Source organism: Micromonospora sp. WMMD708, from assembly GCF_049315245.1.
In the GTDB taxonomy this organism is placed as follows: Bacteria; Actinomycetota; Actinomycetes; order Mycobacteriales; family Micromonosporaceae; genus Micromonospora; species Micromonospora wenchangensis.
This window is the reverse complement of sequence record NZ_CP186060.1, coordinates 356070-376791: the sequence shown is the minus strand read 5'-3', so window position 1 is coordinate 376791 and position 20722 is coordinate 356070. Positions and strand designations below refer to the sequence as shown.

22 protein-coding genes are annotated in these 20722 nt (G+C 73.2%); 9 read left to right on the top strand and 13 right to left on the bottom strand.

Translation table 11 applies throughout. The annotated features are described in order from the left end of the window. Nucleotides 1–20: 20 nt before the first annotated feature. The 3 genes from ACN260_RS01690 to ACN260_RS01680 form a co-directional block, all read right to left on the bottom strand. Entirely contained in the window at nt 21–848 is an 828-nt protein-coding gene (locus ACN260_RS01690; RefSeq protein WP_422754432.1) for a 3-keto-5-aminohexanoate cleavage protein, read from the bottom strand. Between the two features lie 142 nt (nt 849–990). Then, complete coding sequence (locus ACN260_RS01685; RefSeq protein ID WP_422754431.1) at nt 991–2103, bottom strand: YgfZ/GcvT domain-containing protein; 1113 nt, start codon at nt 2101–2103, stop codon at nt 991–993. After that, entirely contained in the window at nt 2100–2504 is a 405-nt protein-coding gene (locus ACN260_RS01680; RefSeq protein ID WP_088643156.1) for a Fur family transcriptional regulator, read from the bottom strand. The genes ACN260_RS01685 and ACN260_RS01680 overlap by 4 nt, the downstream gene beginning before the upstream one ends. Nucleotides 2505–2595: 91 nt before the next feature. Between ACN260_RS01680 and ACN260_RS01675 the strand changes: the two genes are divergently transcribed. Then, on the top strand, nt 2596–3438 hold the full coding sequence (locus ACN260_RS01675) for an aminotransferase class IV (protein ID WP_422754430.1): 843 nt from the start codon (nt 2596–2598) through the stop codon (nt 3436–3438). 76 nt (nt 3439–3514) lie between these two features. On the opposite strand, the gene ACN260_RS01670 is transcribed toward ACN260_RS01675, so the two are convergent. Together ACN260_RS01670 and mtfM are read right to left on the bottom strand one after the other, a co-directional pair. Then, entirely contained in the window at nt 3515–4102 is a 588-nt protein-coding gene (locus ACN260_RS01670; RefSeq protein ID WP_422754429.1) for an FABP family protein, read from the bottom strand. Nucleotides 4103–4157: 55 nt separating this feature from the next. Beyond that, on the bottom strand, nt 4158–4262 hold the full coding sequence (gene mtfM / locus ACN260_RS01665) for a small membrane protein MtfM (protein ID WP_067315095.1): 105 nt from the start codon (nt 4260–4262) through the stop codon (nt 4158–4160). A gap of 12 nt (nt 4263–4274) precedes the next feature. Between mtfM and ACN260_RS01660 the strand changes: the two genes are divergently transcribed. The 3 genes from ACN260_RS01660 to ACN260_RS01650 all read left to right on the top strand — a co-directional run bounded on the left by ACN260_RS01660 (nt 4275) and on the right by ACN260_RS01650 (nt 7156). Further along, the gene (locus tag ACN260_RS01660; RefSeq protein WP_422754428.1) at nt 4275–4649 is read left to right on the top strand and encodes a DsrE family protein; all 375 of its coding nucleotides are present in this window, start codon (nt 4275–4277) and stop codon (nt 4647–4649) included. Between the two features lie 75 nt (nt 4650–4724). After that, the gene (locus ACN260_RS01655; RefSeq protein ID WP_422754427.1) at nt 4725–5102 is read left to right on the top strand and encodes an SCP2 sterol-binding domain-containing protein; all 378 of its coding nucleotides are present in this window, start codon (nt 4725–4727) and stop codon (nt 5100–5102) included. Then, nucleotides 5102–7156, top strand: coding sequence for a glycogen debranching N-terminal domain-containing protein (locus ACN260_RS01650; RefSeq protein WP_422756590.1), 2055 nt, complete (start codon nt 5102–5104; stop codon nt 7154–7156). Before ACN260_RS01655 ends, ACN260_RS01650 begins: the two co-directional genes overlap by 1 nt. Nucleotides 7157–7169: 13 nt before the next feature. On the opposite strand, the gene ACN260_RS01645 is transcribed toward ACN260_RS01650, so the two are convergent. Further along, nucleotides 7170–7946 (bottom strand): hypothetical protein, encoded by a 777-nt coding sequence (locus tag ACN260_RS01645; RefSeq protein ID WP_422756589.1) that lies wholly within the window; start codon nt 7944–7946, stop codon nt 7170–7172. A 114-nt stretch (nt 7947–8060) separates the two neighbouring features. Next, entirely contained in the window at nt 8061–8546 is a 486-nt protein-coding gene (locus tag ACN260_RS01640; RefSeq protein ID WP_422754426.1) for a winged helix-turn-helix domain-containing protein, read from the bottom strand. 303 nt (nt 8547–8849) lie between these two features. On the opposite strand from ACN260_RS01640, the gene ACN260_RS01635 reads away from it, so the two are divergent. Then, nucleotides 8850–13232: a S8 family serine peptidase gene (locus ACN260_RS01635; protein ID WP_422754425.1), complete on the top strand. Its 4383-nt coding sequence runs from the start codon at nt 8850–8852 to the stop codon at nt 13230–13232. Between the two features lie 511 nt (nt 13233–13743). Here ACN260_RS01635 and ACN260_RS01630 read toward each other — a convergent pair. Next, nucleotides 13744–13983 (bottom strand): winged helix-turn-helix domain-containing protein, encoded by a 240-nt coding sequence (locus ACN260_RS01630; protein ID WP_088643161.1) that lies wholly within the window; start codon nt 13981–13983, stop codon nt 13744–13746. A 301-nt stretch (nt 13984–14284) separates the two neighbouring features. On the opposite strand from ACN260_RS01630, the gene ACN260_RS01625 reads away from it, so the two are divergent. Beyond that, nucleotides 14285–14725, top strand: coding sequence for a DivIVA domain-containing protein (locus tag ACN260_RS01625; protein WP_422754424.1), 441 nt, complete (start codon nt 14285–14287; stop codon nt 14723–14725). Beyond that, entirely contained in the window at nt 14722–14976 is a 255-nt protein-coding gene (locus ACN260_RS01620) for a hypothetical protein (protein ID WP_422754423.1), read from the top strand. Before ACN260_RS01625 ends, ACN260_RS01620 begins: the two co-directional genes overlap by 4 nt. A 149-nt stretch (nt 14977–15125) precedes the next feature. Here ACN260_RS01620 and ACN260_RS01615 read toward each other — a convergent pair whose 3' ends face one another. The 5 genes from ACN260_RS01615 to ACN260_RS01595 form a co-directional block, all read right to left on the bottom strand. Then, nucleotides 15126–15446: a DUF1416 domain-containing protein gene (locus tag ACN260_RS01615; RefSeq protein WP_145921871.1), complete on the bottom strand. Its 321-nt coding sequence runs from the start codon at nt 15444–15446 to the stop codon at nt 15126–15128. A 3-nt stretch (nt 15447–15449) separates the two neighbouring features. After that, the gene (locus ACN260_RS01610; protein WP_422754422.1) at nt 15450–16298 is read right to left on the bottom strand and encodes a sulfurtransferase; all 849 of its coding nucleotides are present in this window, start codon (nt 16296–16298) and stop codon (nt 15450–15452) included. Between the two features lie 203 nt (nt 16299–16501). Then, nucleotides 16502–16579 carry an Ms5788A family Cys-rich leader peptide gene (locus ACN260_RS01605; protein WP_323135737.1) on the bottom strand — a complete coding sequence of 26 codons (78 nt, stop codon included), beginning with the start codon at nt 16577–16579 and terminating at the stop codon, nt 16502–16504. 117 nt (nt 16580–16696) lie between these two features. Then, nucleotides 16697–17476 carry a DUF2993 domain-containing protein gene (locus tag ACN260_RS01600; RefSeq protein ID WP_422754421.1) on the bottom strand — a complete coding sequence of 260 codons (780 nt, stop codon included), beginning with the start codon at nt 17474–17476 and terminating at the stop codon, nt 16697–16699. Between the two features lie 154 nt (nt 17477–17630). Beyond that, nucleotides 17631–18659 carry a hypothetical protein gene (locus ACN260_RS01595; RefSeq protein WP_422754420.1) on the bottom strand — a complete coding sequence of 343 codons (1029 nt, stop codon included), beginning with the start codon at nt 18657–18659 and terminating at the stop codon, nt 17631–17633. A 274-nt stretch (nt 18660–18933) separates the two neighbouring features. Between ACN260_RS01595 and ACN260_RS01590 the strand changes: the two genes are divergently transcribed. Together ACN260_RS01590 and ACN260_RS01585 are read left to right on the top strand one after the other, a co-directional pair. Further along, entirely contained in the window at nt 18934–19650 is a 717-nt protein-coding gene (locus ACN260_RS01590; protein WP_088643167.1) for a winged helix-turn-helix transcriptional regulator, read from the top strand. A 176-nt stretch (nt 19651–19826) separates the two neighbouring features. Continuing rightward, a complete protein-coding gene (locus ACN260_RS01585; RefSeq protein ID WP_422754419.1) occupies nt 19827–20705 on the top strand; it encodes a polysaccharide deacetylase family protein in 879 nt (292 codons plus the stop codon). Nucleotides 20706–20722: the final 17 nt, after the last annotated feature.

The following is a 20722-nucleotide window of genomic DNA, read 5'->3' as shown; positions in this document are numbered from 1 at the left end:
CGCGCCGCCCGGCCGGTGGGCTACCGGCCGAGCAGTCGACGGGCCTCGGTGGTGGTCAGCGGCGGGCGCTGGGCGAGCTGCGCGAAGCCGACCGCGCGGGCGACGAGCTGCATGTTGGACTCCACCGGGCGACCCTTGGCGTACGTCACGGTGTCCTCCATGCCGACCCGGAGGTGACCGCCGGTGGACAGCGAGGCCAGCATCACCGGGATGGTGCTGCGGCCGATGCCGGTGGCCGAGAAGGTGGTGCCCGCCGGCAGGTCACGCAGCATCTGCTGAGCGGCGACCAGGGTGGCCGTGGTGCCCGGCATCCCGCCCGGCACCCCCATCACGAAGTCGACGTGCACGTGCCCGCCGTGCGGCAGGCCGTACCGGTCGAGCAGGCGGGACAGGGCGGCGAGGTGACCGAGGTCGAAGATCTCGTACTCGGGGAGGATGCCGCGTTCCTGCATCCGGGCGTGCAGGTCGACGATGAACTCCCACCGGTTGAGGAAGACGTCGTCGCCGAAGTTGACGGTGCCCATGGTGCAGGAGGCCATGTCCGGGGCGGCGTCCAGCACGGCCAGCCGGTCGGCCTCCGGGTCGGTCACGGCGCCACCGGAGGAGAGTTGCACGATCAGGTCGGTGCCCTCGCGCAGCGCCGCCACCGTCTCCCGCAGCCGCCCCTGGTCGAGGGTGGGGCGGGCCTCGTCGTCCCGGATGTGGACGTGGATCACGGAAGCGCCGAGCGCCTCGCACTCCTTGGCGGTGAGCAGCAACTCGTCGAGGGTCACCGGCAGCGCCGGCACCTCCGCCTTGGCCGACTCCGCGCCGGTCGGGGCAACCGTGATCAACGTCCCTGTCGTCATGCCGGCGATGGTAGCCGCCCAGGCCGCCCGAGGTCGATGGCGTGGCCGGGGCGGGGCAGGAAGAACCGCACCCTCGCCGGGAGTTACGCGAAGAAATTCCCGTCCCTGCGGCAGCGGATGGGCATCCTTGTCGCCGGGCCGGCTACTCCGGGTCGACGGCGGCGGCGGTGTCGCCCACCGACAGCCGGGCGTCGTCGGCGAGGTTGCGCTTGACCACGGCCAGCGCGACCTGACCCAGCTCGAAGTGGTGCACGGCGGTGCCGACGAAGCCGACCGTCCGGCCGTCCAGGGTGACCGGGGTGCCCGCCACCGGAAGCTGGTCGGTGGTCACCCCGTCCAGGTGCAGCAGGACGAGCCGACGCGGCGGCTTACCCAGGTTGTGCACCCGGGCGACCGTCTCCTGCCCCCGGTAGCAGCCCTTGTCCAGGTGCACCGCCGGGGCGATGAGACCCACCTCGGCGGGGATGGTCCGGTGGTCGGTGTCCACCCCGACCCGGGGCCGTCGGGCGGCCACCCGTACCGCCTCGTACGCCCACAGCCCGGCCGCCGGCACCCCGGCGGCCCGCAGCTCGGCGACGACCCCGTCCAGGGCGGGCCGGGGCACCAGCAGGTCCACCCCGAGCGGGACCCGGCGGGCCCACCCGCCGGCGGTCAGCGGCCGCACGTCGTACCGGACGGTGGGGCGGGGGGGCAGCTCGCCGGAGCGGAACTTCGGGCCCGGCACCGTGAGCACCTCGGGTGCGGCCAGGCCGGTCACGCCGAGCGTGGCGACGGCGTCGGCGGCCTGCGGCCCGACCAGCGACAGCAGCGCGTGCCCGGCGGTGGCGTCACGCGGCTCGACCTGGCTGAAGAACCGCATCTTCTCCAGGTACGTCAGCAGGCCGGCGGTCATCCCCGGCTCGGTGTCCAGCCAGGTGGTCTCGCCGTCCTCGGTGACCATGGCGTGCTGCTCGACGTGCCCGTGCGGGCTGAGCACCAGCAGTTCGGTGCCCTGCCACGGGCCGAGCGCGGCGAGGTGCTGGCTGGTCAGGGTGTGCAGCCAGCCGATCCGCTCCGGGCCGGAGACGGCGACGACCCCCCGGTGCGAGCGGTCCACCAGGCCGACCCCGGTGGCCAGGGTGCGCTGCTCGCGCAGCGGGTCGCCGTAGTGCGCGGCGACGCCCCGCACCCCGGCCGCCCGGTGCTCGGCGTCCGGCTGGTCCCGGCTGGCCTCGTCGATCGCCTCGACGGCGACCGCCCCCCCGATGTCGATCATGTCGGTTCCCCGTCCTCGCAGTTGTCGCAGACGCCGAAGAGCGCCACGTGCCCGATGTCCACCCGGAAGCCCCGCCCGGTGGCGAGCTGGTCGGCCAGCGGACGCATCAGTTCCGGGTCGATCTCGTCGACCGCGCCGCACTCCCGGCAGACCAGGTGGATGTGCTGGTGCTCACCCGCCGCGTGGTAGGTCGGCGAGCCGTGCGACAGGTGGGTGTGGGTCACCAGGCCGAGCCGTTCCAGCAGCTCCAGCGTCCGGTAGATGGTGGTGATGTTGACCCCGGCGGCCACCTCGCGGACGGCGGTGTGCACCTGCTCCGGTGTGGCGTGCCCCAGGTCGAGCACGGCTTGGAGGACCAGTTGCCGCTGCGCCGTCAGCCGCAACCCGCGGGAGCGGAGCATTTCCGCCAGCGAGGATTCGGACACCGTCCGATCATAGTTCGGCCGCCGGCCCGCGCCCGGCCACGTCGTACCGCCGCTAGGCTCGGCGGTCGTGGTGGCATCGAGGATCGCCGTGCTCGGTCGGGGTGTCGTCCCCGCGACGGAGCCGGTGCTGCGCGGGGACGACCTGGGTGTGCTACGCGGCGACGGGCTGTTCGAGACCATGCACCTGCGCGGCGGACGCCCCTGGCTGCGGAGCGCCCACCTGGTCCGGCTGCGCGCCGGGGCCGCCGCCCTGGAACTCCCGCTGCCACCCGACGCGGCACTGGTGGAGCTGCTGGACGCCCTCGTCGACGGCTGGCCCGACGGGGTCGAGGGCGCGTTGCGCCTGGTCTGCACCCGGGGGCCGGAGGGCGGCGGGCTGCCCACCGTCTACGCCACCCTGGCCGAGGTGCCGGCCGCCGCGAAGCGCCTGCGCCACGCCGGGGTCACCGTCGCCACCCTGTCCCTCGGGGTGCCGGCCACCGCCCGCCCCGAACTGTCCTGGCTGCCCACGGGCATCAAGTCCATCTCGTACGCGACCAACAGCGCCGCGCGCCGCTGGGCCGCCCGGACCGGGGTGGACGACGTGCTCTGGGTCTCGACCGACGGCTACGTGCTGGAGGCTCCGGGCGCGAACGTCGTCTGGCTGGACGGCGACAGCCTGTGCACCGTCCCGGCCGCCCGCACCGGCATCCTGCCCGGCACCACCTGCGGCTGGCTGCTCGACCACGTCACCGGGCTGGGCCTGACGCCCGCCGAGCGGATGGTCACCCCGGCCGGGCTGCACGCCGCCGCCGGAATCTGGCTGACCTCGTCGGTACGCGGTCTGGTCGAGGTCAGGACCCTCGACGGCACGCCCCGCCCGGCCTCCCCGCACACCCCCCGCCTCCAGGGGCTGCTGGGCTTCGCGTGATCGACACGACGGGGCCGATGTTGCGGTATCCCCGCTCGCGGACGCCGCAACATCGGCCCACCTGAGTCGCTGAACGTCAGCCGGCCACCCGGATCAGCCGGGCGGACAGGTGCGGGGAGAGGCTGTGCCCCATGCCCGCCATCTCCTGGGCGTAGAGCAGCGCCCCCTCCACGATGCCGAAGAGCCGGGCACCCGCCGTCACCTCCTTGGCGGTGGCCGTACGCACCACCGCGTCGGTGGCGAACTCGATCTGCGTACCGGTGCGCCGGCCGATGTGCAGCTCCATGATCCCGGTCGGCGAGGTCATCAACGCCTCCAGCTCGTCGGTGACCCGCTCACCGTCCAGCACCGGACGCCACCAGCCCACCTCACGCCCGGCCGGACGGACCGGACGGCTCTGGTCGTCGAGCAGCCAGGCCCGGGACTCGTAGAACAGGAACGGCCGGCCGTCGTGGCTGATCCGGATCTCCTGCGCGTAGTCGAAGTCCTCGATGGTGGGGAAACCCCCCCGCCCCCGACCCCGCCACACCCCGACGTACGGCAGTAGCCCGTCCAGCGACGGGTGCAGCTTCGGACCGACCCGCAGGTCGTGGCTCTCCTGGTACGGGTACTCCTCGACCGGCGGCGCGTTCAACCACGGCGGCTGAAGGGGATTCTCGCTCACCGGATCTCCTTCGTTCGCGACTGCGGGGCTCGCAAACCCGGCTCACTCCTCGCGCTCACCATTTACCTCTCGACAGGCGTACGGCCAGGTAGACCAGGCCACCGGCGAGCGCGCCCAGGCCGGCGACCAGCAGGCTGACGAACCCGATCTCGGTAACCATCATGGTCATCCTATGCTGGGCGGCATGGGCCGCACTCTCGTCGTCAAGGCCACCGCCGGAGCGGACGCCCCGGAGCGGTGCGCGCAGGCGTTCACGGTCGCCGCCACTGCCGCCGCCGCCGGGGTGACCGTGTCGCTCTGGCTGACCGGCGAGTCCACCTGGTTCGCCGTGCCCGGTCGGGCCGGGCAGTTCACCCTGCCGCACTCGGCGCCGCTGGCCGACCTGCTGGACGTCATCCTCGCCAGCGGCCGGGTCACCGCCTGCACGCAGTGCGCCGCCCGCCGGGACATCGGCCCGGACGACGTGCTGCCCGGCGTCCGGATCGCCGGCGCGGCGGTCTTCGTCGAGGAGGCGATGGCCGAGGGCGCGCAGGCGCTGGTCTACTGACCCGGCCGCACCGACCCCGCACCGGGCGGTGCCGATGTTGCCCCTGTCTGTAGGCATTTTGCCTACCATGCGGAGGTGAGTCGGGCGACGGACGAGTTCTTCGCGGCACTGCCGGCGCGTGCCCCGGCGGTGTTGCGCGCCCCGGTCACCGGAACGCTCCAGTTTGACCTGGTCGACGACGACCACACCGACCACTGGCTGGTGCGGATCAGCCCCGGCCGGGCGGAGGTGCAACGGACCAGCGGCCCGGCGGACGCGGTCTGGAGCAGCAGCGCCGACCTCTTCGAACGGCTGGTCACCGGGTGCGCCCAGAGCGTCGCGGCGGTGCTGCGCAACGAGTCGACGTTCAGCGGCAACGTGATGCTGTTCCTGGTGTTCCGGCAGTTCTTCCCCTCCCCGCCCGGGGTGCGCGACCCCCGGGAGACCGCCCGTGAGCAGACCGGGCGGGCGTGATGCAGCAGCGGGTCAGCATCCTCGACGGCAACACGTTCCTGGTCTGCGACGGGCGCGGGGACGTCGAACCGTCGTTCGACTTCCCGACCGGGCTGTTCTCGTTCGACACCCGGTTCCTGTCCACCTGGCTGCTCACCCTCGACGGCGAGCGGCTGCACGCCCTCTCGGTCGACGACGCGCACTCATACCAGACCCGGTTCTTCCTCGTCCCGGGCGAGCCGACGCACTACCTCGACGCCAAGGTGTCGATGATCCGCACCCGGTCGATCGGCGGGAACTTCACCGAGGAACTCACCGTGCTCAACCACTCCGGCCGGGAGATGCGCTTCGACCTGCGGCTGGAGATGGGCTCCGACTTCGCCGACCTGTTCGAGATCAAGCACCAGCGGCCGAAGAAGGGCCGGACCAGCGCGGTCGCCGGGGACAACACGCTGCGGCTGACCTACCGGCGGGAGGCGTTCCACCGCGAGGCGACGATCACCAGCAGCACCGACGCCCGCGTCGACCAGGCCGGGATGACCTGGTCGATCACCGTCGCCCCGCACAGCGAGTGGAGCACCCGGCTGACCGTGACGCCGATCATCCACGGCGCGCGCGGCGAGGACGTCCGGGCGATCACCGCGCTCGGGGCGGTACGCGGGCCGTCGGTCATCCGTGACGAGCAGGAGGACCTGGTCGCCCGCGCCCCGCAGCTCGGCTGCGACTGCGAGCCGCTCGCCGGGGCGTACCGGCAGAGCCTGCACGACCTGGCCGCGCTCCGGTACGAGTCGATCACGTTGGGCGTACGGCTGCTCGCGGCCGGTCTGCCCTGGTTCATGACCCTGTTCGGGCGGGACAGCATGCTCACCTCGTTGCAGGTGCTGCCGTTCCTGCCGGAGCTGGTGCCGCCGACGATCCTGATGCTGGCCGGGCTCCAGGGCCACCGGCTCGACGACTTCCGCGACGAGGAGCCCGGCAAGATCCTGCACGAGCTGCGGTACGGCGAGACCGCCGGCTTCGAGGAGCAGCCGCACTCCCCCTACTTCGGGGCCGCCGACTCGACCCCGCTGTTCGTCATCCTGCTCGACGAGTACGAGCGCTGGACCGGGGACGCGGCGCTGGTCAAGCAACTGGAAACCCCCGTCCGGGCCGCACTGCACTGGATCGACACCTACGGCGACCTGCTCGGCACCGGGTACGTCTGGTACCGCAGCCGCAACCCGGAGACCGGCCTGGAGAACCAGTGCTGGAAGGACTCGTGGGACGCCATCTCCTACGCCGACGGCCGGCTGCCCGGCTTCCCCCGGGCCACCTGCGAGATCCAGGGGTACGCCTACGACGCCAAGCGGCGCGGCGCGCGGCTGGCCCGGCTGTTCTGGAACGACCCCGAGTACGCCGACCGGTTGGAACGGGAGGCGAAGGCGCTCAAGGAACGCTTCAACCGGGACTTCTGGATTCCGGAGAAGGGGTACTTCGCCGTCGCCCTGGACCCGGACGGCCGGCACGTCGACTCACTCACCTCCAACATCGGCCACCTGCTGTGGAGCGGCATCGTCGACGAACCCCGGGCGGCCCGGCTCGCCGAACACCTGCTCGGTCCCCGGCTCTACTCCGGCTGGGGGGTGCGCACCCTGGCCACCGACGAGGGCCGGTACAACCCGATCGGCTACCACGTCGGCACGGTCTGGCCGTTCGACAACGCGTTCATCGCCTGGGGCCTGAGCCGGTACGGCTTCCGGGACGAGGCCGGGCGGATCTGCGAGGCGATGCTCGACGCCTCGCGGTTCTTCAACGGCCGGCTACCGGAGGCGTTCGCCGGTTACGAACGCACCATCACCGACTACCCGGTGCAGTATCCGACGGCGTGCAGCCCGCAGGCATGGTCGGCCGGCACGCCGCTGCTGCTGTTGCGGGTGATCCTCGGCCTGGAACCGCAGGGTGAGCACCTGATCATCGACCCGGTCGTGCCGGAGGGGATGGGCCGGGTCGAGCTGCTGGACATCCCGGGCCGGTGGGGTCGGGTCGACGCCCTGGGGCGCAGCCGTACCCCGCGCGAGCACAGACCCCGCCGCTGACCGCACGGGCGGGTCAGCCGGGGCAGCCGGTGGAGGCGGCGAGCCGTACCTGCGCGCCGGTGCCGTCGGCCAGCACGGTGGCCGGGCCGCTGCGGTAGGCGTACACCTCGGGGAGGTCGGCCACCGGGGAGCCGGCGGCCAGCGGACGCAGGCCGGTCAGCGCGACCGGCGCGTCGCCGGCCGAGACGGCGACGGTACGGGCGGTGCCGCCACCCGGACACGGCGCGGTGACCTGTTCCGGGGCGGACCGCGCCGGGCGGCCCAGCGCCCGCAGCGCGGCGTCCAGCGTGGGATCGGCGGGGGCCGCCGACGGCTGCGGATAGCCGGCACCGACCGGGCGGCACCCGGTGTCGGCGGTGAACCGGACCCGGCCGCCGCTGGTGACCCGACCCTGCACGGCGACGAACTCCCCGGCGTCGGCGCGCAGCCGGGGACCCGACGCGCCGGCCCGCACCCCGGCCCGCCACCCGGCCGGCAGCCGGTCGGCGACCCGGTCCAGCAGGGCCCGCTCGCCACCCTCGGCGACCAGCACGTCCAGCCCTCGGCTCAGGGTCGCGCCGTCGGCCATCGGGGTGATCCGGCAGCCGCGCTCGACCTGCGGGGCGGTCAGCGCCCAGGCGCCGTCGCCGACCGCCGCGACCAGTTCACCGAGCGCCCGGTCGACCACCGGGCCGGCGTCGGCGAGGGTGCGCTGTTCCTTGACGGTCGGCGGGTCGTGCCGGGCCGACCACCAGGTGAGCCCGCCCACCACCAGCGCCCAGGTCACCGTCACGGCCAACAGCCAGGCCAGCCGGCGACGCGGCGCGGACGGACCGGTGGGTGGGGCGTACCCCTGCTGGACGGCACCGTTCACCGGGCCATCGTGTCACGCCCCCGCCGCCTGCCCACCCGCCGGTGCCCGGGGTCAGCCGCGCGGTACGGCGAGCCGGTAGCCGACGCCGCGGACGGTCTGCACCTGCGGGCCGCCGGCCACCTCGCGCAGCTTGCGGCGCAGCCGCTTGACCGCCGAGTGCAGGATGGCCGCGTCGCCCAGCCAGGTGCCGCCCCAGACCGAGCCGAAGATCCGTTCGTAGCTCCAGACCGCTTCCGGGTCGCCGGCCAGCCGGGCCAGCAGTTCCCGTTCCAGCCGGGTCAGCGCCAGCGGCTCCCCCCGCCAGGTGACCAGGTGGCGGGTCGGGTCGACGACGAGGTCGCCGCAGCGCACCGGGCCCTGCTCCGGCGGGGGCGCGGGGGCCGGCACCGGCGGGCCCGGGAAGAGCATGGCGCGCAGCTCGGCCAGGTCGGCGCAGATCACCACCGGGCCGAGGTCGTCGAGCCGGCGGACCACCCGCTCCCGGACCGAGACGTCAGCGCTGACACAGACCACGAAAGGGATGTCGACACCGGTCACCCGTCCTCCCCAGGACCGCACCCGCCGCCCGCTGCCCGGCGGGGTCCGTCTGCCCACGACGGGGGGCCGGCGCGGCCTGCCGTCAGCCTAGCGGTCAGCGTGGCGCCAGGTTACTGACCGAATACTGACCGACCCGATCCATTGATCAGCTTGGTTCTCCGGCTGAGCATGATGCACAGCGGCCGTGGGGGGCCACGCAGCACCCACCACCGGCCACCTCCTCAGCCGCTGCGCGTGGCCGCGACCCCGGCACACGCGGCCGGGCCCGAACCGATCGGGCCCGACGACGTGGGGAGGAACAGCGTGCTCAGACGACCGACCGGACGACCGTCCCGGTGGCGATTGGTGGCCGCGCTCGCGGCCGGACTCCTGGGCCTCACCGCCCAGCCCGCACTACCCGCCGGGGCCGCGTCGGCCGCACCCCGGGCCACCGTGGACCGGCAGGTCCTCGACGGGCTCGCCGACGGCACCGAGACCTTCCTTGTCTACCTGCGCGAACAGGCCCCGCTGGCGCAGGCGGCCCGGCTGCGCAGCCCGGATGCCCGGGCCGCCGAGGTGCACCGGCTGCTCACCACCACCGCCGAACGGACCCAGCGTGACCTGCGGACGGTGCTGGACGACCGGAAGGCCACCTACACCGCCTACTGGATCGCCAACGCGCTGCGGGTGACCGGGGACCGGGCGCTGCTGGACACGGTCGCCGCCCGGCCCGAGGTCGAGCGGATCGCACCGACCCGCAGCTACCCGCTGATCCGTCCGGTGCGCGGCACCGACGCCCGCGCCGGCACCGACGCCGTCGAGTGGGGGCTGACCAACATCGGCGCACCCCGCGTCTGGGACGAGTTCGGCGACCGGGGTGAGGGGCTGGTCGTCGCCAACATCGACAGCGGCGTGCAGTTCGACCACCCCGCGCTGGTCAACTCCTACCGGGGCAACCTCGGTGGCGGCACGTTCGACCACAACTACGACTGGTACGACCCGGCCGGCATCTGCCCGCAGGACGCCCCCTGCGACAACAACGACCACGGCACCCACACCATGGGCACCATGGTCGGCACCGACGGGTCCGCCAACCAGGTGGGGGTCGCCCCGGGCGCGAAGTGGATCGCCGCCAAGGGCTGCGAGTCCAACAACTGCTCGGACGCCTCGCTGCTGGCCGCCGGCCAGTGGGTGCTCGCCCCGACCGACCTCAACGATCAGAACCCCCGCCCCGACCTGCGCCCCGACATCGTCAACAACTCCTGGGGCGGCGACGGCGGCGACCCGTGGTACCAGCAGACCGTGGCCGCCTGGCGGGCCGCCGGGATGTTCCCCGTCTTCTCCGCCGGCAACGACGGCCCGGCCTGCGGCAGCGCCGGCTCCCCCGGCGACAACCCCAACGCGTACGCGGTCGGCTCGTACGACGTGAACAACACCATCTCCAGCTTCTCCGGTCGGGGCAACTCCACCGACCCGGCCGGGCTGAAGCCGAACATCGCCGCGCCCGGCAGCAACGTGCGCTCCAGCGTCCCCGGCAACGGGTACGCGTCGTTCAACGGCACCTCGATGGCCGCCCCGCACGTCGCCGGCACGATCGCCCTGGTCTGGTCGGCCGCGCCCAGCCTGCGCGGTGACATCGCCGGCACGGAGGCGCTGCTCGACCGCACCGCGACCGACGTCGACGCGACCACCTGCGGGGGCACCGCCGCCGACAACAACGTCTTCGGCGAGGGCCGGCTCAACGCGTACGAGGCGGTCCGGCAGGCCCCGCGTGGTCCGGTGGGTCAGGTCGGCGGCCGGGTCACCGACGAGGCGACCGGCGACCCGGTGGCGGGTGCCACCGTCGCCACGGGCGCGCGCAGCGTCACCACCGGCACCGACGGCAGGTATTCGCTGACCGTGCCGGCCGGCGAGACCACGCTGACCGTCTCCGCGTACGGCTTCCGCACGGCGACCGGCACCGTGACCGTCCCGGAGGACGGCTCGGTCACCCGGGACTTCGCCCTGACGGCCACGCCGACGGTCACCGTCTCCGGCCGGGTCACCGACGGCTCCGGGCACGGTTGGCCGTTGTACGCCACGATCGAGGTCGCCGGCCGCCCCGGCGGACCCGTCTTCACCGACCCGGTGACCGGCCGGTACTCGTTCACCGTCGCCGGTAACACCGACTACAAGCTCACCGTCACCGCGAAGTACCCGGGCTACCGGACGGTGACGAAGGACCTGACCGTCGGGTCGACGGCCACCACGGCCGACGTCCCGGTCCCGGTCGAGGCGGCCTGTGTCGCCGCCGGCTACACCGGCAGCCTCAGCGCGCCGCTGCTGTCGCAGAGCTTCGACGGCACCACCGCGCCCGAGGGCTGGACGGTGCGCAACCGCACCGAGAAGGGCGGCTGGGTCTTCAACGACCCGGGCGCACGGGGCAACCTGACCGGCGGCACCGGCGGGTTCGCGATCATCGACAGCGACAAGCTCGGCACCGGCAACACCCAGGACACCGACCTGATCGCCCCGCCGGTCGACCTGACCGCCTCGGCCGCGCCGCTGCTGCGCTTCCGCAGTGACTGGCGGGCCGTCGGGATCAGCGACACCGCCGACGTGGACGTCTCCACCGACGCCGGGGCGAGCTGGACGAACGTCTGGCACCAGACCTCCAGCCGGCGTGGCCCCCGCGTCGAGGAGGTGCCGCTGACCCCGGCGGCCGGCGCGACGCAGGCGCTGGTGCGCTTCCGGTTCAAGGGCACCTTCGCCTGGTGGTGGCAGGTGGACGACGTCCAGCTGGTCAACCGGGACTGCACCCCCGTCCCGGGTGGCCTGGTGGTCGGCAACACCACCGACCGCAACACCGGCGCGGCGGTCAACGGGGTAACGGTGACCAGCGTCGACCGGCCCACCGACACGGCCGTCTCGGCGGCCACCCCGGACGACCCGAACCTGCCGGACGGCTTCTACCACCTCTTCTCCGGCCTGACCGGCACCCACCCGCTCACCGCCGCCAAGCCGCCGTACACCCCGGTCACCCAGCAGGTGACGGTGGTGGCCGACAGCACCCGCCGGGCCGACCTGGCCCTGGCCGCGGGGCGGCTCACCGTCAGCACCACCACGATCGAGGCCCACCAGCCGTACGGCAGCACCCGCACCGCCAAGGTGACGGTCCGCAACACGGGCTCCGCCCCGGCGACCGTGGAACTGCTGGAACGCGGTGGCGGGTTCGAGGTGCTGTCCACCGGCGGCGCGCCGCCGCGGGAGCAGGTGGTCAAGGGGATCAGCACCGGGCGTACCGGTGCCCGTTACGGCGGCGGGAACGCCGACGCCGCGCCGCAGGCCGACGACGCCTGGGCCCGGATCGCCAACCTGCCCGCCGCGATCTACGACAACGCGGCGGCCAACCTGGACGGCAAGGTCTACTCGGTCGGCGGCGGTGGCGACACCGGCAACGAGCGCAAGGCCTGGGTGTTCGATCCGGCCACCGGCGTCTGGACGGCGCTGCCCGACCTGCCGCACGCCCGGTCCAAGCCGTCCGCCGTGGGGATCGGCGGCAAGCTGTACGTGATCGGTGGTTGGGGTTCCGGCGACGGCATGGAGTCGTCGGTGGACGTGTTCGACCCGGCCACCGGGGCGTGGAGCACCCTAGCCGGGGCGGTCAACCCGGCACCCTCCGCCGCAGCCGGCACCGCCGTGGCCGGGGGCAAGGTGTACCTGGTCGGCGGCTGCGTCGACAGCACCTGCACGGAGAGCAACAAGCTGGTGGTGTTCGACCCGCGTACCGGCACCTTCCGCACCGGGGCGGCCTACCCGCACCCGGTCTCCTGGGTGTCCTGCGGCGGCATCGGCAGCCAGGTGTACTGCGCGGGCGGGGTCGCCGCCGACGAGTACACCGACACCTGGCGGTACGAGCCGGCGTCGGACTCCTGGAGCCCGCTGCCGAACCTCCCGGTCGACCTGTGGGGCTCCCAGTACGCGTCGGCCGGCGGCATGCTGGTGCTGGCCGGCGGGGTGACCGGCGGCTCGACGTCGGTCACCAACCGGACGCTCGGCTTCGACCCGGTCACCGGGGCCTGGAAGAACCTGCCGAACGCCCAGTTCAGCAGGTACCGGGGTGCCGCCGCCTGCGGGGCGTACAAGATCGGTGGTTCGCCCAGCTCGTTCGTCGGCTCGGCGGACAGCGAACGCCTCGGCGGGCTGGAGGGCTGCTCGGACGCCGCCGACCTGCCGTGGCTGTCCACCGCTCCGACCAGCTTCACGCTCGCCCCGGGGGCGTCCCAGACGGTCACGGTCACGCTGACCGCCACGGCGGCGGCCGGGGTGCTCCAGCCCGGGGCGTACTCGGGTGAGCTGGGGCTCACCTCGAACACGCCGTACCCGGTGTCGTCGGTCGGCGTCGAGATGAACGTCTCGCCACCGAACAACTGGGGCAAGATCCAGGGCACGGTGACCGGGGTGACCTGCGGCGGCCAGACCGTCGGCGTCCCGGCGACGATCCGGTTGAACCTGGTCAACTCGACCACCGGCGTCACGCTCACCGCCGACGCCCAGGGTCGCTACGCCTGGTGGCTGCCGAAGGGCAGGTACGAGGCGATCGTGGCCAAGGACGGTTGGGTGCCCCAGGTCCAGCGCACCGTCGTGGAAGCGGGCATCGTCGGGACGCTCAACTTCGGGCTGACCCCGACGTCGACCTGCGCGGGCGTCCGGGCATCCGGCCTCTGACCGGCTGACCGGCCCCACCCGGTGGCCGTCGACCCCACCCGGGGTCGGCGGCCACCGCCGTCTCCCCCGGCCGCCCCACCCGTCGGGCGCCGTCCGTCATGATCCGGCGCCATTGGGCCGAGGTAGCGGTATCCGCCCGCTCCGATACCGCTACATCGCCACCAATGCGCTGGCCACGGCACCCTGACGAGCTTCGGTCGCCGGGGATCGATCTCTCTGGCGGCTCGGGGAGGCACCCCATGTTCGGAACCAGGTATGCCTGTGGGTCATATTCATGACTCACAGGCATACCTGTCTGTGGGGACAGCGTCCCCCATCGGATTCAGTAGGGCAGCAGAGCAGCAGGACAGCGCTGTCCCCGCCCCGAGCGCCGGTGCAGGTGCCGGTGTCCAGCTATCACGGAGTGCCGGCCACTCAGCGGCGGGCGGGCAGCGGCGGCGGCGGGCGCACAGACAACGGCAACGGCACGCAGACAACACCGGCGCAGCCCGAAAGCGCCATCAGACTCAGGTCAGGGCTTGCGCAGCCAGGTCGCCGGGTCGGTGATGTAGATGCCCTTGCCCTGGTGGCGGCTGATCACTCCGAGCGCCTCCAGCCGCACGTTGACCAGATTGATCGTTGACGGACTGACGTTGAACCGGCTGCACTGCTCGCTGATCGAGGGCAGCTTGTCTCCCGGCTTGTACTTACCCGACCTGACGTCGGCAACGATCTCGTCGGAGATCCGGATGTAGTCCGGGGTCGCAGGCATGGCACTCCTCGCGTGGCACCCGCGATTCGATCACGCTCTCATCACGGCATGCAACTACGCACTGCAACCGGTCGTTGACTCTTTCAAGTTCCTCAATCAAGTTGGTCGGCGAGTGCTCCTCGCGTGGCAACGAGCAGGGCTCTCCCCCGGCCGGGGTGGGTGCAGTGGAAGGGAAACCGCCCGCCCCGGCCACCTTCCACGGCAGCACGATCCCCCGCTGCCCCTGCGGAGAGGTGGTCCCATCGTGTGCAGGTTCCTCCGGCTGTTCCGCCGGAACCGGTCGACGGCAACCGACCGGCCCGTGACAACCGACCGGCCCAAGACGGCCGAGCAGCCCGGGGCGGTCGAGCGGCCGTCCGCCCGGCACCGGGTCACCAACCGGCCCCCGACCAACCAGGTCCCGACCAGCCATGCCGCAAGCAGCCGGACCGGCAACCGTCCCGTCAGGCGGTCCGGGCCGTCCGGGCGGCAGAACACCGGGCACCACCACGGGCCGGCGGCACACCAGCATCGACCGGTGGCGTACCGGCCGCTGTGCACGAGTCAGGTGCGGCAGCAACGGTTCCGGCGGTCCCGGCACGGGCTGGACCCGGCCGAGGTGGACGGGTTCCTGCACCGGGTCGCCGACGAGCTGGCCGTGCTGCACGCCGAGCTGGCCCGTACCCGGGAGGAGAACGCACGGATCAAGGGTGCGCTGCGCGACTGGCAGTCCCGGTTCGCGCCCCGGGTGGTGCGGGCGTGACCGCCGCGACCGGGCGCGAACGGTTCGTCGTACACCTGACTGTCGCTGCCGACGACCTGCCGGCGGCGCGGCTGCTGGCCGGCGCGATCGGCCGGTCGCTGGCGTTCCTGCCGGAGCTGGTGCTCGGCGAAACGACCGTCTCCGAGGAGGGCGGGTCGGAACCGCAGCACCAGGTCTTCTGCGACCGACGGCTCGGTGGGCGTCGCCGCTGCGTCCGGCGGGTCGGTCACCAGGGCGGCTGCACCTCGTGATGCCACCGGCCGAGCAACGGCCCGGTGGGCAGCTCGCGCCCGCCGGGCGCGGACACCCGGGCTGCCGGGCGGGCCGCCGGCGGTTGCGACGGCGCGGGGCCGGTCACCCCGGGTGGGGTGACCGGCCCCGGGCCGATCGTGAGCGTGGGTCAGGCGACCGTGACGGAGACCTCGTTGACGCCCCGGTTGGCGGTGACGGCGGTGTCGCCGTTGCCGTGCCGGGACAGCGCCCGCAGGGTCCAGTTGCCCGGCGCGGCGAAGAACCGGAACTGGCCGGCCGGGGAGGTGACGACCTCGGCGGTGAACTCACCGGTCGAGTCGAGCAACCGGACGTACGCGCCGGGCACGACGTCGCCCGACTCGGCCAGCACCTGGCCGGTGATGACGGTTTCCTTCTCCAGGTCCAGGCTGGCCGGCAGGGGCGCGGACTGGTCCGGTGCGGCGCAGCCGGCGGCGGTGGGAGCGGTCATGGCTCAGGCCTCCCCGGGCTCGTCGCCGAGGGCCACCGGCACGCCGACCAGCGAGCCGTACTCGGTCCAGGAACCGTCGTAGTTCTTGACGTTGGTGTGACCGAGCAGCTCCTGGAGGACGAACCAGGTGTGCGAGGAGCGCTCGCCGATCCGGCAGTACGCGATGGTCTCCTTGCCGTCGTCCAGCCCGGCGTCGGCGTAGATCTTGCGCAGCTCGTCGTCGGACTTGAAGGTGCCGTCCTCGTTGGCCGCCTTGGACCACGGCACGCTGATCGCGGTGGGGATGTGACCGGCCCGCTGCGCCTGCTCCTGCGGCAGGTGGGCGGGGGCCAGCAGCCGACCGGCGAACTCGTCGGGGCTGCGCACGTCGACCAGGTTCTTGGTGCCGATCGCGGCGACGACCTCGTCGCGGAAGGCCCGGATCGAGGTGTCCGGCTCCTGCGCGACGTACTGCGTCTTCGGCCGCTCCACCGCGTCGGTGACCAGCGGGCGGGCGTCCAGCTCCCACTTCTTGCGACCGCCGTCGAGCAGCTTGACGTCGCGGTGGCCGTAGAGCTTGAAGTACCAGTACGCGTACGCGGCGAACCAGTTGTTGTTGCCGCCGTAGAGGACCACGACGTCGTCGTTGCCGATGCCGCGCTCGGAGAGCAGCGCCTCGAACTGGGCCTTGTTGACGAAGTCCCGGCGGATCGGGTCCTGCAGGTCGGTCTTCCAGTCGAGCTTGATCGCGCCGGCGATGTGGCCGGTGTCGTAGGCCGAGGTGTCCTCGTCGACCTCGACGAAGACGACGCCCGGGGCGTCGAGGTTCTTCTCGGCCCATTCGGCCGAGACGAGTGCGGTGTCGCGACTCATCAGATCACTCCCTGGTGAGGATGGGTGGTGAGCCAGCGCGGGTGGTGGAGATCGGTGATGTCGCACCATGCGCGGGACCCATAGAGGAACGGATCACGGGTTCGTGCGACGGCGCCGCTGCCGGGCGTTTCGGAGGGTTGGCACCGAAGGTCGGAAGGACCCTGGGCGCGGTGGCCGCTGGGCGGCCGGAGACAGCCCCGCCGTCAGATGACGGAGCGACACAGGCAGGTGGCCACGCGGCACAGGTCGACCGCGCGCCGTTTGGTGAGGTGCGTCCCCATGGGCTCGGAGCCTACCAGCCGTCCCGGAGAGTGCCAGCTCACGACCAGTATGCGGGACGCGGGCCCCACCAGGCGGGCAGCGCCGGGCGGGTGCCGCGTCCACAACTGAGCGGTGACTCAGCTCGGCGAGTTGATCGGGACGTCCTTCGCGTCGGCGGTCACCGTGAGGCCCTCCGGGCGCGGCTCGACCTTGCGCAGGTTGAGCTGGAACGGCAGCGACGGCAGGGGCACGTCCACCGAGATGCCCCGGGCGTAGTTGTTCAGCAGGGTCCGGGCCAACGGCACCGCCGGCAGCCCCTGGGCGTTGAGGTCGCTGAACTTCAGCGACACCTTTCCACCGTCGGCCACGGTGACGTCGGCGGTGCCGGTGACGGTGAGCTTCTGGCCGAGGATGTCGACCGGCGCGGTGACGGCGAGCTTGCCGTTCTGCTCACCGAGCTTGAGCCCCGGCCGGTCCAGCAGCTTGGCCAGGCTGTCGTAGGTGACCGTGCCGGTGCCGGCCACCGTCTCGGCCACCACCTCGCCCTGGCCGGAGCGGATGGTGTCCAGCGGGGCGCGCACGTTGCGGGCGTCCACGTCGAGCCGGGGCAGGCTGACCGCGTTACCCTCCACCGACCCCTGCACGTCGGTCAAGACGATGGAGATCCGCTCGTACCGGCCGTCGACGACCTGGGTGAGGAACGGGAAGCCGCCCACGTCGACCTGGGGCGGCGCGGAGCTGGCTTCCTGATCGGTGATCGCCTGCTGCACCTGGTCGGCGATGGCGCGCTCGGCCAGCCCGGCCGCCACCCGGTCGGCCACCACCAGCAACCCGCCCAGGATCAGCACCAGGACGACCAGTACGACGAGCCACCTGCGCCCGCGCCGCCGGGGCCGCTCCTCGTACGTCTGCGCCACGCCCGTCTCCGTCCCTCGTCGCCGTCGCGGGTGCGCGACGTGCCCGTCATCGATGCCGCCGCCCGCGGCGCACCGCTACTACCCGGGCGCCGCCGCGCCCAACCGCGCCGCACGCCCCACCGCCGTCAGCCGGTCCCGGCCGGCGGCAGAGAGTTCAGAGAAAGAGCACACACATGGCGTACGCCGCCGGAGCGGCGAGCGCGAACCCGCCGAGCGGCCCCTGCATGTGCCGGGCGATCCACATGGTGGGCGGCTCGCCGGCCATCAACCGGCCCGCCTCGGCGTAGCCGACGGCGAGGTCGGCCAGCACGGCGGTGGCGGCGGTGACCAGCCCGATCACCGCGGCGCTGGTCGGGGTGAAGCCGACCAGGTAGCTACCGAGCAGGGCGCTGGTCAGGGTGCCGACCATCGCGCCGACGACCACCCCGGCGGCCCCCCGGGGCACCTGTGGCGCGAGCCGGGGCCAGGCCAGCACGGCGTCGGTGAGCCGGGCCACGGTGAGGGCGACGCCGGCGGCGACCAGGCAGACGGTGATCGCCTGGGTGCCGGCGGGAATCCGGCTGAGCGTGATCAGGGTGGCGAACGCCACCACGCCGACCACGATGAGCAGGGTGGTGCCGAGCGAGTCGGTCACCCGGACCCGGTCCACCCGGCGGACGAGCTGGCCGAGCACCCCGATCAGGAACCCGCCCAGCGCCACGTACCCGAGCGGGGCCAGCCCGGCCACGTCGGTCTGCACGGCGGCGACGTCGGCCGCGGCGGCGACCACGCCGCTGGTCAGCGCGACCAGCAGCAGCGCGGGCGGGCGCATGGCCATCGTCCAGGCCAGCACGAAGAGCAGCTGCACGCCGAACACGATGATCGCGAACGGCAGCCGGTGCCCGGGGCCGGCGGTCTGCGCGCCGAGCACCAGGCCGACGCCGAGCAGCGCGGCGAAACCGGCGACGGTCAGCGAGAGCGGCCGGCGCACCTCGACCGGCTCGACCGGTTCCTCGTCCGGCTCGACCTCGTCGTCCTCGCTGCGCCGTGGCTGACCGCCCTTGCGGAACCGGCGCGGGCCGCGCTGGCGGCGGCTCCCGGCGTCGTCGTCGGGTGCGGGCCCTCCGGCCGGGCCGGCGGGCCCGTCGGGGGCGTCGTCGGCCCACGGGTCACGGCCGGTCTCGGGCGAGGTGGAGGGAAACACGCCCCGATCGTGCCAGACCGACGGGGATCGGCGGGGATCACGGGGTGCCCGACGGGGATCACGGTTTCGGCGACGTTAAAACCTGACCGGTGATCACGGGCAGATCCGACAAACAGGAAAGGACGCCGAGGTGACAGCGGCGCAATCGGTTAGGCTCAGGCTGTTACCCGCCCGTCAGCGACGCCGGGACCCACGCAAGTTCTCAGCGCCCCGCCCACCCGCGGGGTTGTCTGGTCGCGTGCGGCCGAAGGGCCGCCGGGACGGAGGTGATCGTGTGGAGCTCCTGCTGCTGGTGACCGCGCGCGCAGGTGAGCCCTCGGCGGTGCTGCCGGCACTCGACCTGTTGCCGCATTCGGTCCGTACCGCACCGCGTGACGTCCGCACCCTGGTTTCCGGGCCCAGCCCGGACGCGGTGCTGGTCGACGCCCGGTCCGAGTTGAGCGAGGCCCGTGCCACCTGTCGCATGCTGCACGCCACCGGCCTGGGCGTGCCGCTGGTCGCGGTGGTGACCGAGGCCGGCCTGATCGCCCTGAACGCGGACTGGGGCGTCGACGACGTGATCCTGGCCGGGGCGGGGCCGGCCGAGGTGGAGGCCCGGCTGCGGCTCGCCGTGGGCCGGCTGAGCAACGCCACGTCCGGGGCCGGTGGTTCGATCCGGGCCGGCGAGCTGAACATCGACCCGGACACCTACGCGGCGAAGCTGAAGGGCCGGCCGCTCGACCTCACCTACAAGGAGTTCGAGCTGCTCAAGTTCCTCGCCCAGCACCCGGGCCGGGTGTTCACCCGGGACCAGTTGCTCCGGGAGGTCTGGGGGTACGACTACTTCGGCGGCACCCGGACGGTGGACGTGCACGTCCGGCGGCTGCGGGCCAAGCTCGGCTCGGAGTACGAGTCGATGATCGGCACGGTCCGCCAGGTGGGCTACAAGTTCGTGGTCCCGCCGTCGTCCCGGTCGCTGCCCGAGTCCGAGCCCGCGCCGCTGCCGGTCTGATCCGGGGCGGTATTACCGCACCCCGATAGGACTATTTCCAATACGCCCCTTTTGCCCCTGTTGCCGGTTCTATTCTTGGTGCCGTAATCAGCAGGGGCGAAAGGGGCTACGGTGCGTGCACTGACCACGGGGGCGACGAGAGGGCCGTCCCGCGATCCGGACCGGCGGTGGCGCTGATGCGTACCCGGTCGACCGGCGGGACCGTCGGCGTCGTCACGCTGGTGCTGGCCGCCCTGCTCGGGTCCGCGTACGCGCTCGGCCGCAGCATGATCCCCGACCCGCCCCGTCAGCCCCTCGGCGCGGCGGCGCAGATCGACGGTGCCCAGTACGGCGAACAACCCGCCGACCCGGCCGCGCCGCCCGCCACCCGCCCCGACGGGTCCGGCCCGCCCGACACCCCCACCGCCGGGGCCGACCCGGACGCGCCGCAGCCGGCCAGCGGCGGTGACGGCCCGTTCGGCAGCCACGCCAGCACCGGCACCGGTGAGGTCGCGCTGACCTTCGACGACGGCCCCGACCCGACGTACACCCCGCAGGTGCTGGAGGTGCTGCGCGCGTACGGGGTCAAGGCGACGTTCTGCGTGGTCGGCGAGAACGCCCAGGACCACCCGGACCTGATCCGCGCGATCGTGGCCGACGGGCACACCCTGTGCAACCACTCGTGGCAGCACGACGTGCTGCTCGGCAAGCGCTCCCCCGCCCTGATCCGGGCCGACCTGCTACGGACCAACGACGCCATCCACGCCGCCGTGCCGGACGCCCCGGTCAGCTACTTCCGGCAGCCCGGCGGGGCCTGGACCTACCCCGTGGTGTCGGTCGCCGAAGGGTTGGGGATGACCCCGCTGCACTGGACCGTCGACCCCAACGACTGGCAGGTCCCCGGGGCCGCGAAGATCACCGCCACGGTCTCCCGGGACACCGGGCCGGGCGCGGTCGTGCTCATGCACGACGCCGGTGGCGACCGGCAGGGCACCGTGGATGCGCTGCATCGCCTGCTGCCCGACCTGACCGGCCGGTTCCGGCTGGAGGCGCTACCGCCCGGCGGGGCCAACTGAGCAGTGGGGCCAACTAC

Excerpts from the sequence above, each read along its gene's own strand:
- ACN260_RS01690 (WP_422754432.1), bottom strand. The coding sequence starts at position 848 with ATGACGACAGGGACGTTGATCACGGTTGCCCCGACCGGCGCGGAGTCG.
- ACN260_RS01685 (WP_422754431.1), bottom strand. The coding sequence starts at position 2,103 with ATGATCGACATCGGGGGGGCGGTCGCCGTCGAGGCGATCGACGAGGCC.
- ACN260_RS01680 (WP_088643156.1), bottom strand. The coding sequence starts at position 2,504 with ATGCTCCGCTCCCGCGGGTTGCGGCTGACGGCGCAGCGGCAACTGGTC.
- mtfM (WP_067315095.1), bottom strand. The coding sequence starts at position 4,262 with ATGGTTACCGAGATCGGGTTCGTCAGCCTGCTGGTCGCCGGCCTGGGC.
- ACN260_RS01660 (WP_422754428.1), top strand. The coding sequence starts at position 4,275 with ATGCTGGGCGGCATGGGCCGCACTCTCGTCGTCAAGGCCACCGCCGGA.
- ACN260_RS01650 (WP_422756590.1), top strand. The coding sequence starts at position 5,102 with ATGCAGCAGCGGGTCAGCATCCTCGACGGCAACACGTTCCTGGTCTGC.
- ACN260_RS01630 (WP_088643161.1), bottom strand. The coding sequence starts at position 13,983 with ATGCCTGCGACCCCGGACTACATCCGGATCTCCGACGAGATCGTTGCC.
- ACN260_RS01615 (WP_145921871.1), bottom strand. The coding sequence starts at position 15,446 with ATGACCGCTCCCACCGCCGCCGGCTGCGCCGCACCGGACCAGTCCGCG.
- ACN260_RS01610 (WP_422754422.1), bottom strand. The coding sequence starts at position 16,298 with ATGAGTCGCGACACCGCACTCGTCTCGGCCGAATGGGCCGAGAAGAAC.
- ACN260_RS01605 (WP_323135737.1), bottom strand. The coding sequence starts at position 16,579 with ATGGGGACGCACCTCACCAAACGGCGCGCGGTCGACCTGTGCCGCGTG.
- ACN260_RS01585 (WP_422754419.1), top strand. The coding sequence starts at position 19,827 with ATGCGTACCCGGTCGACCGGCGGGACCGTCGGCGTCGTCACGCTGGTG.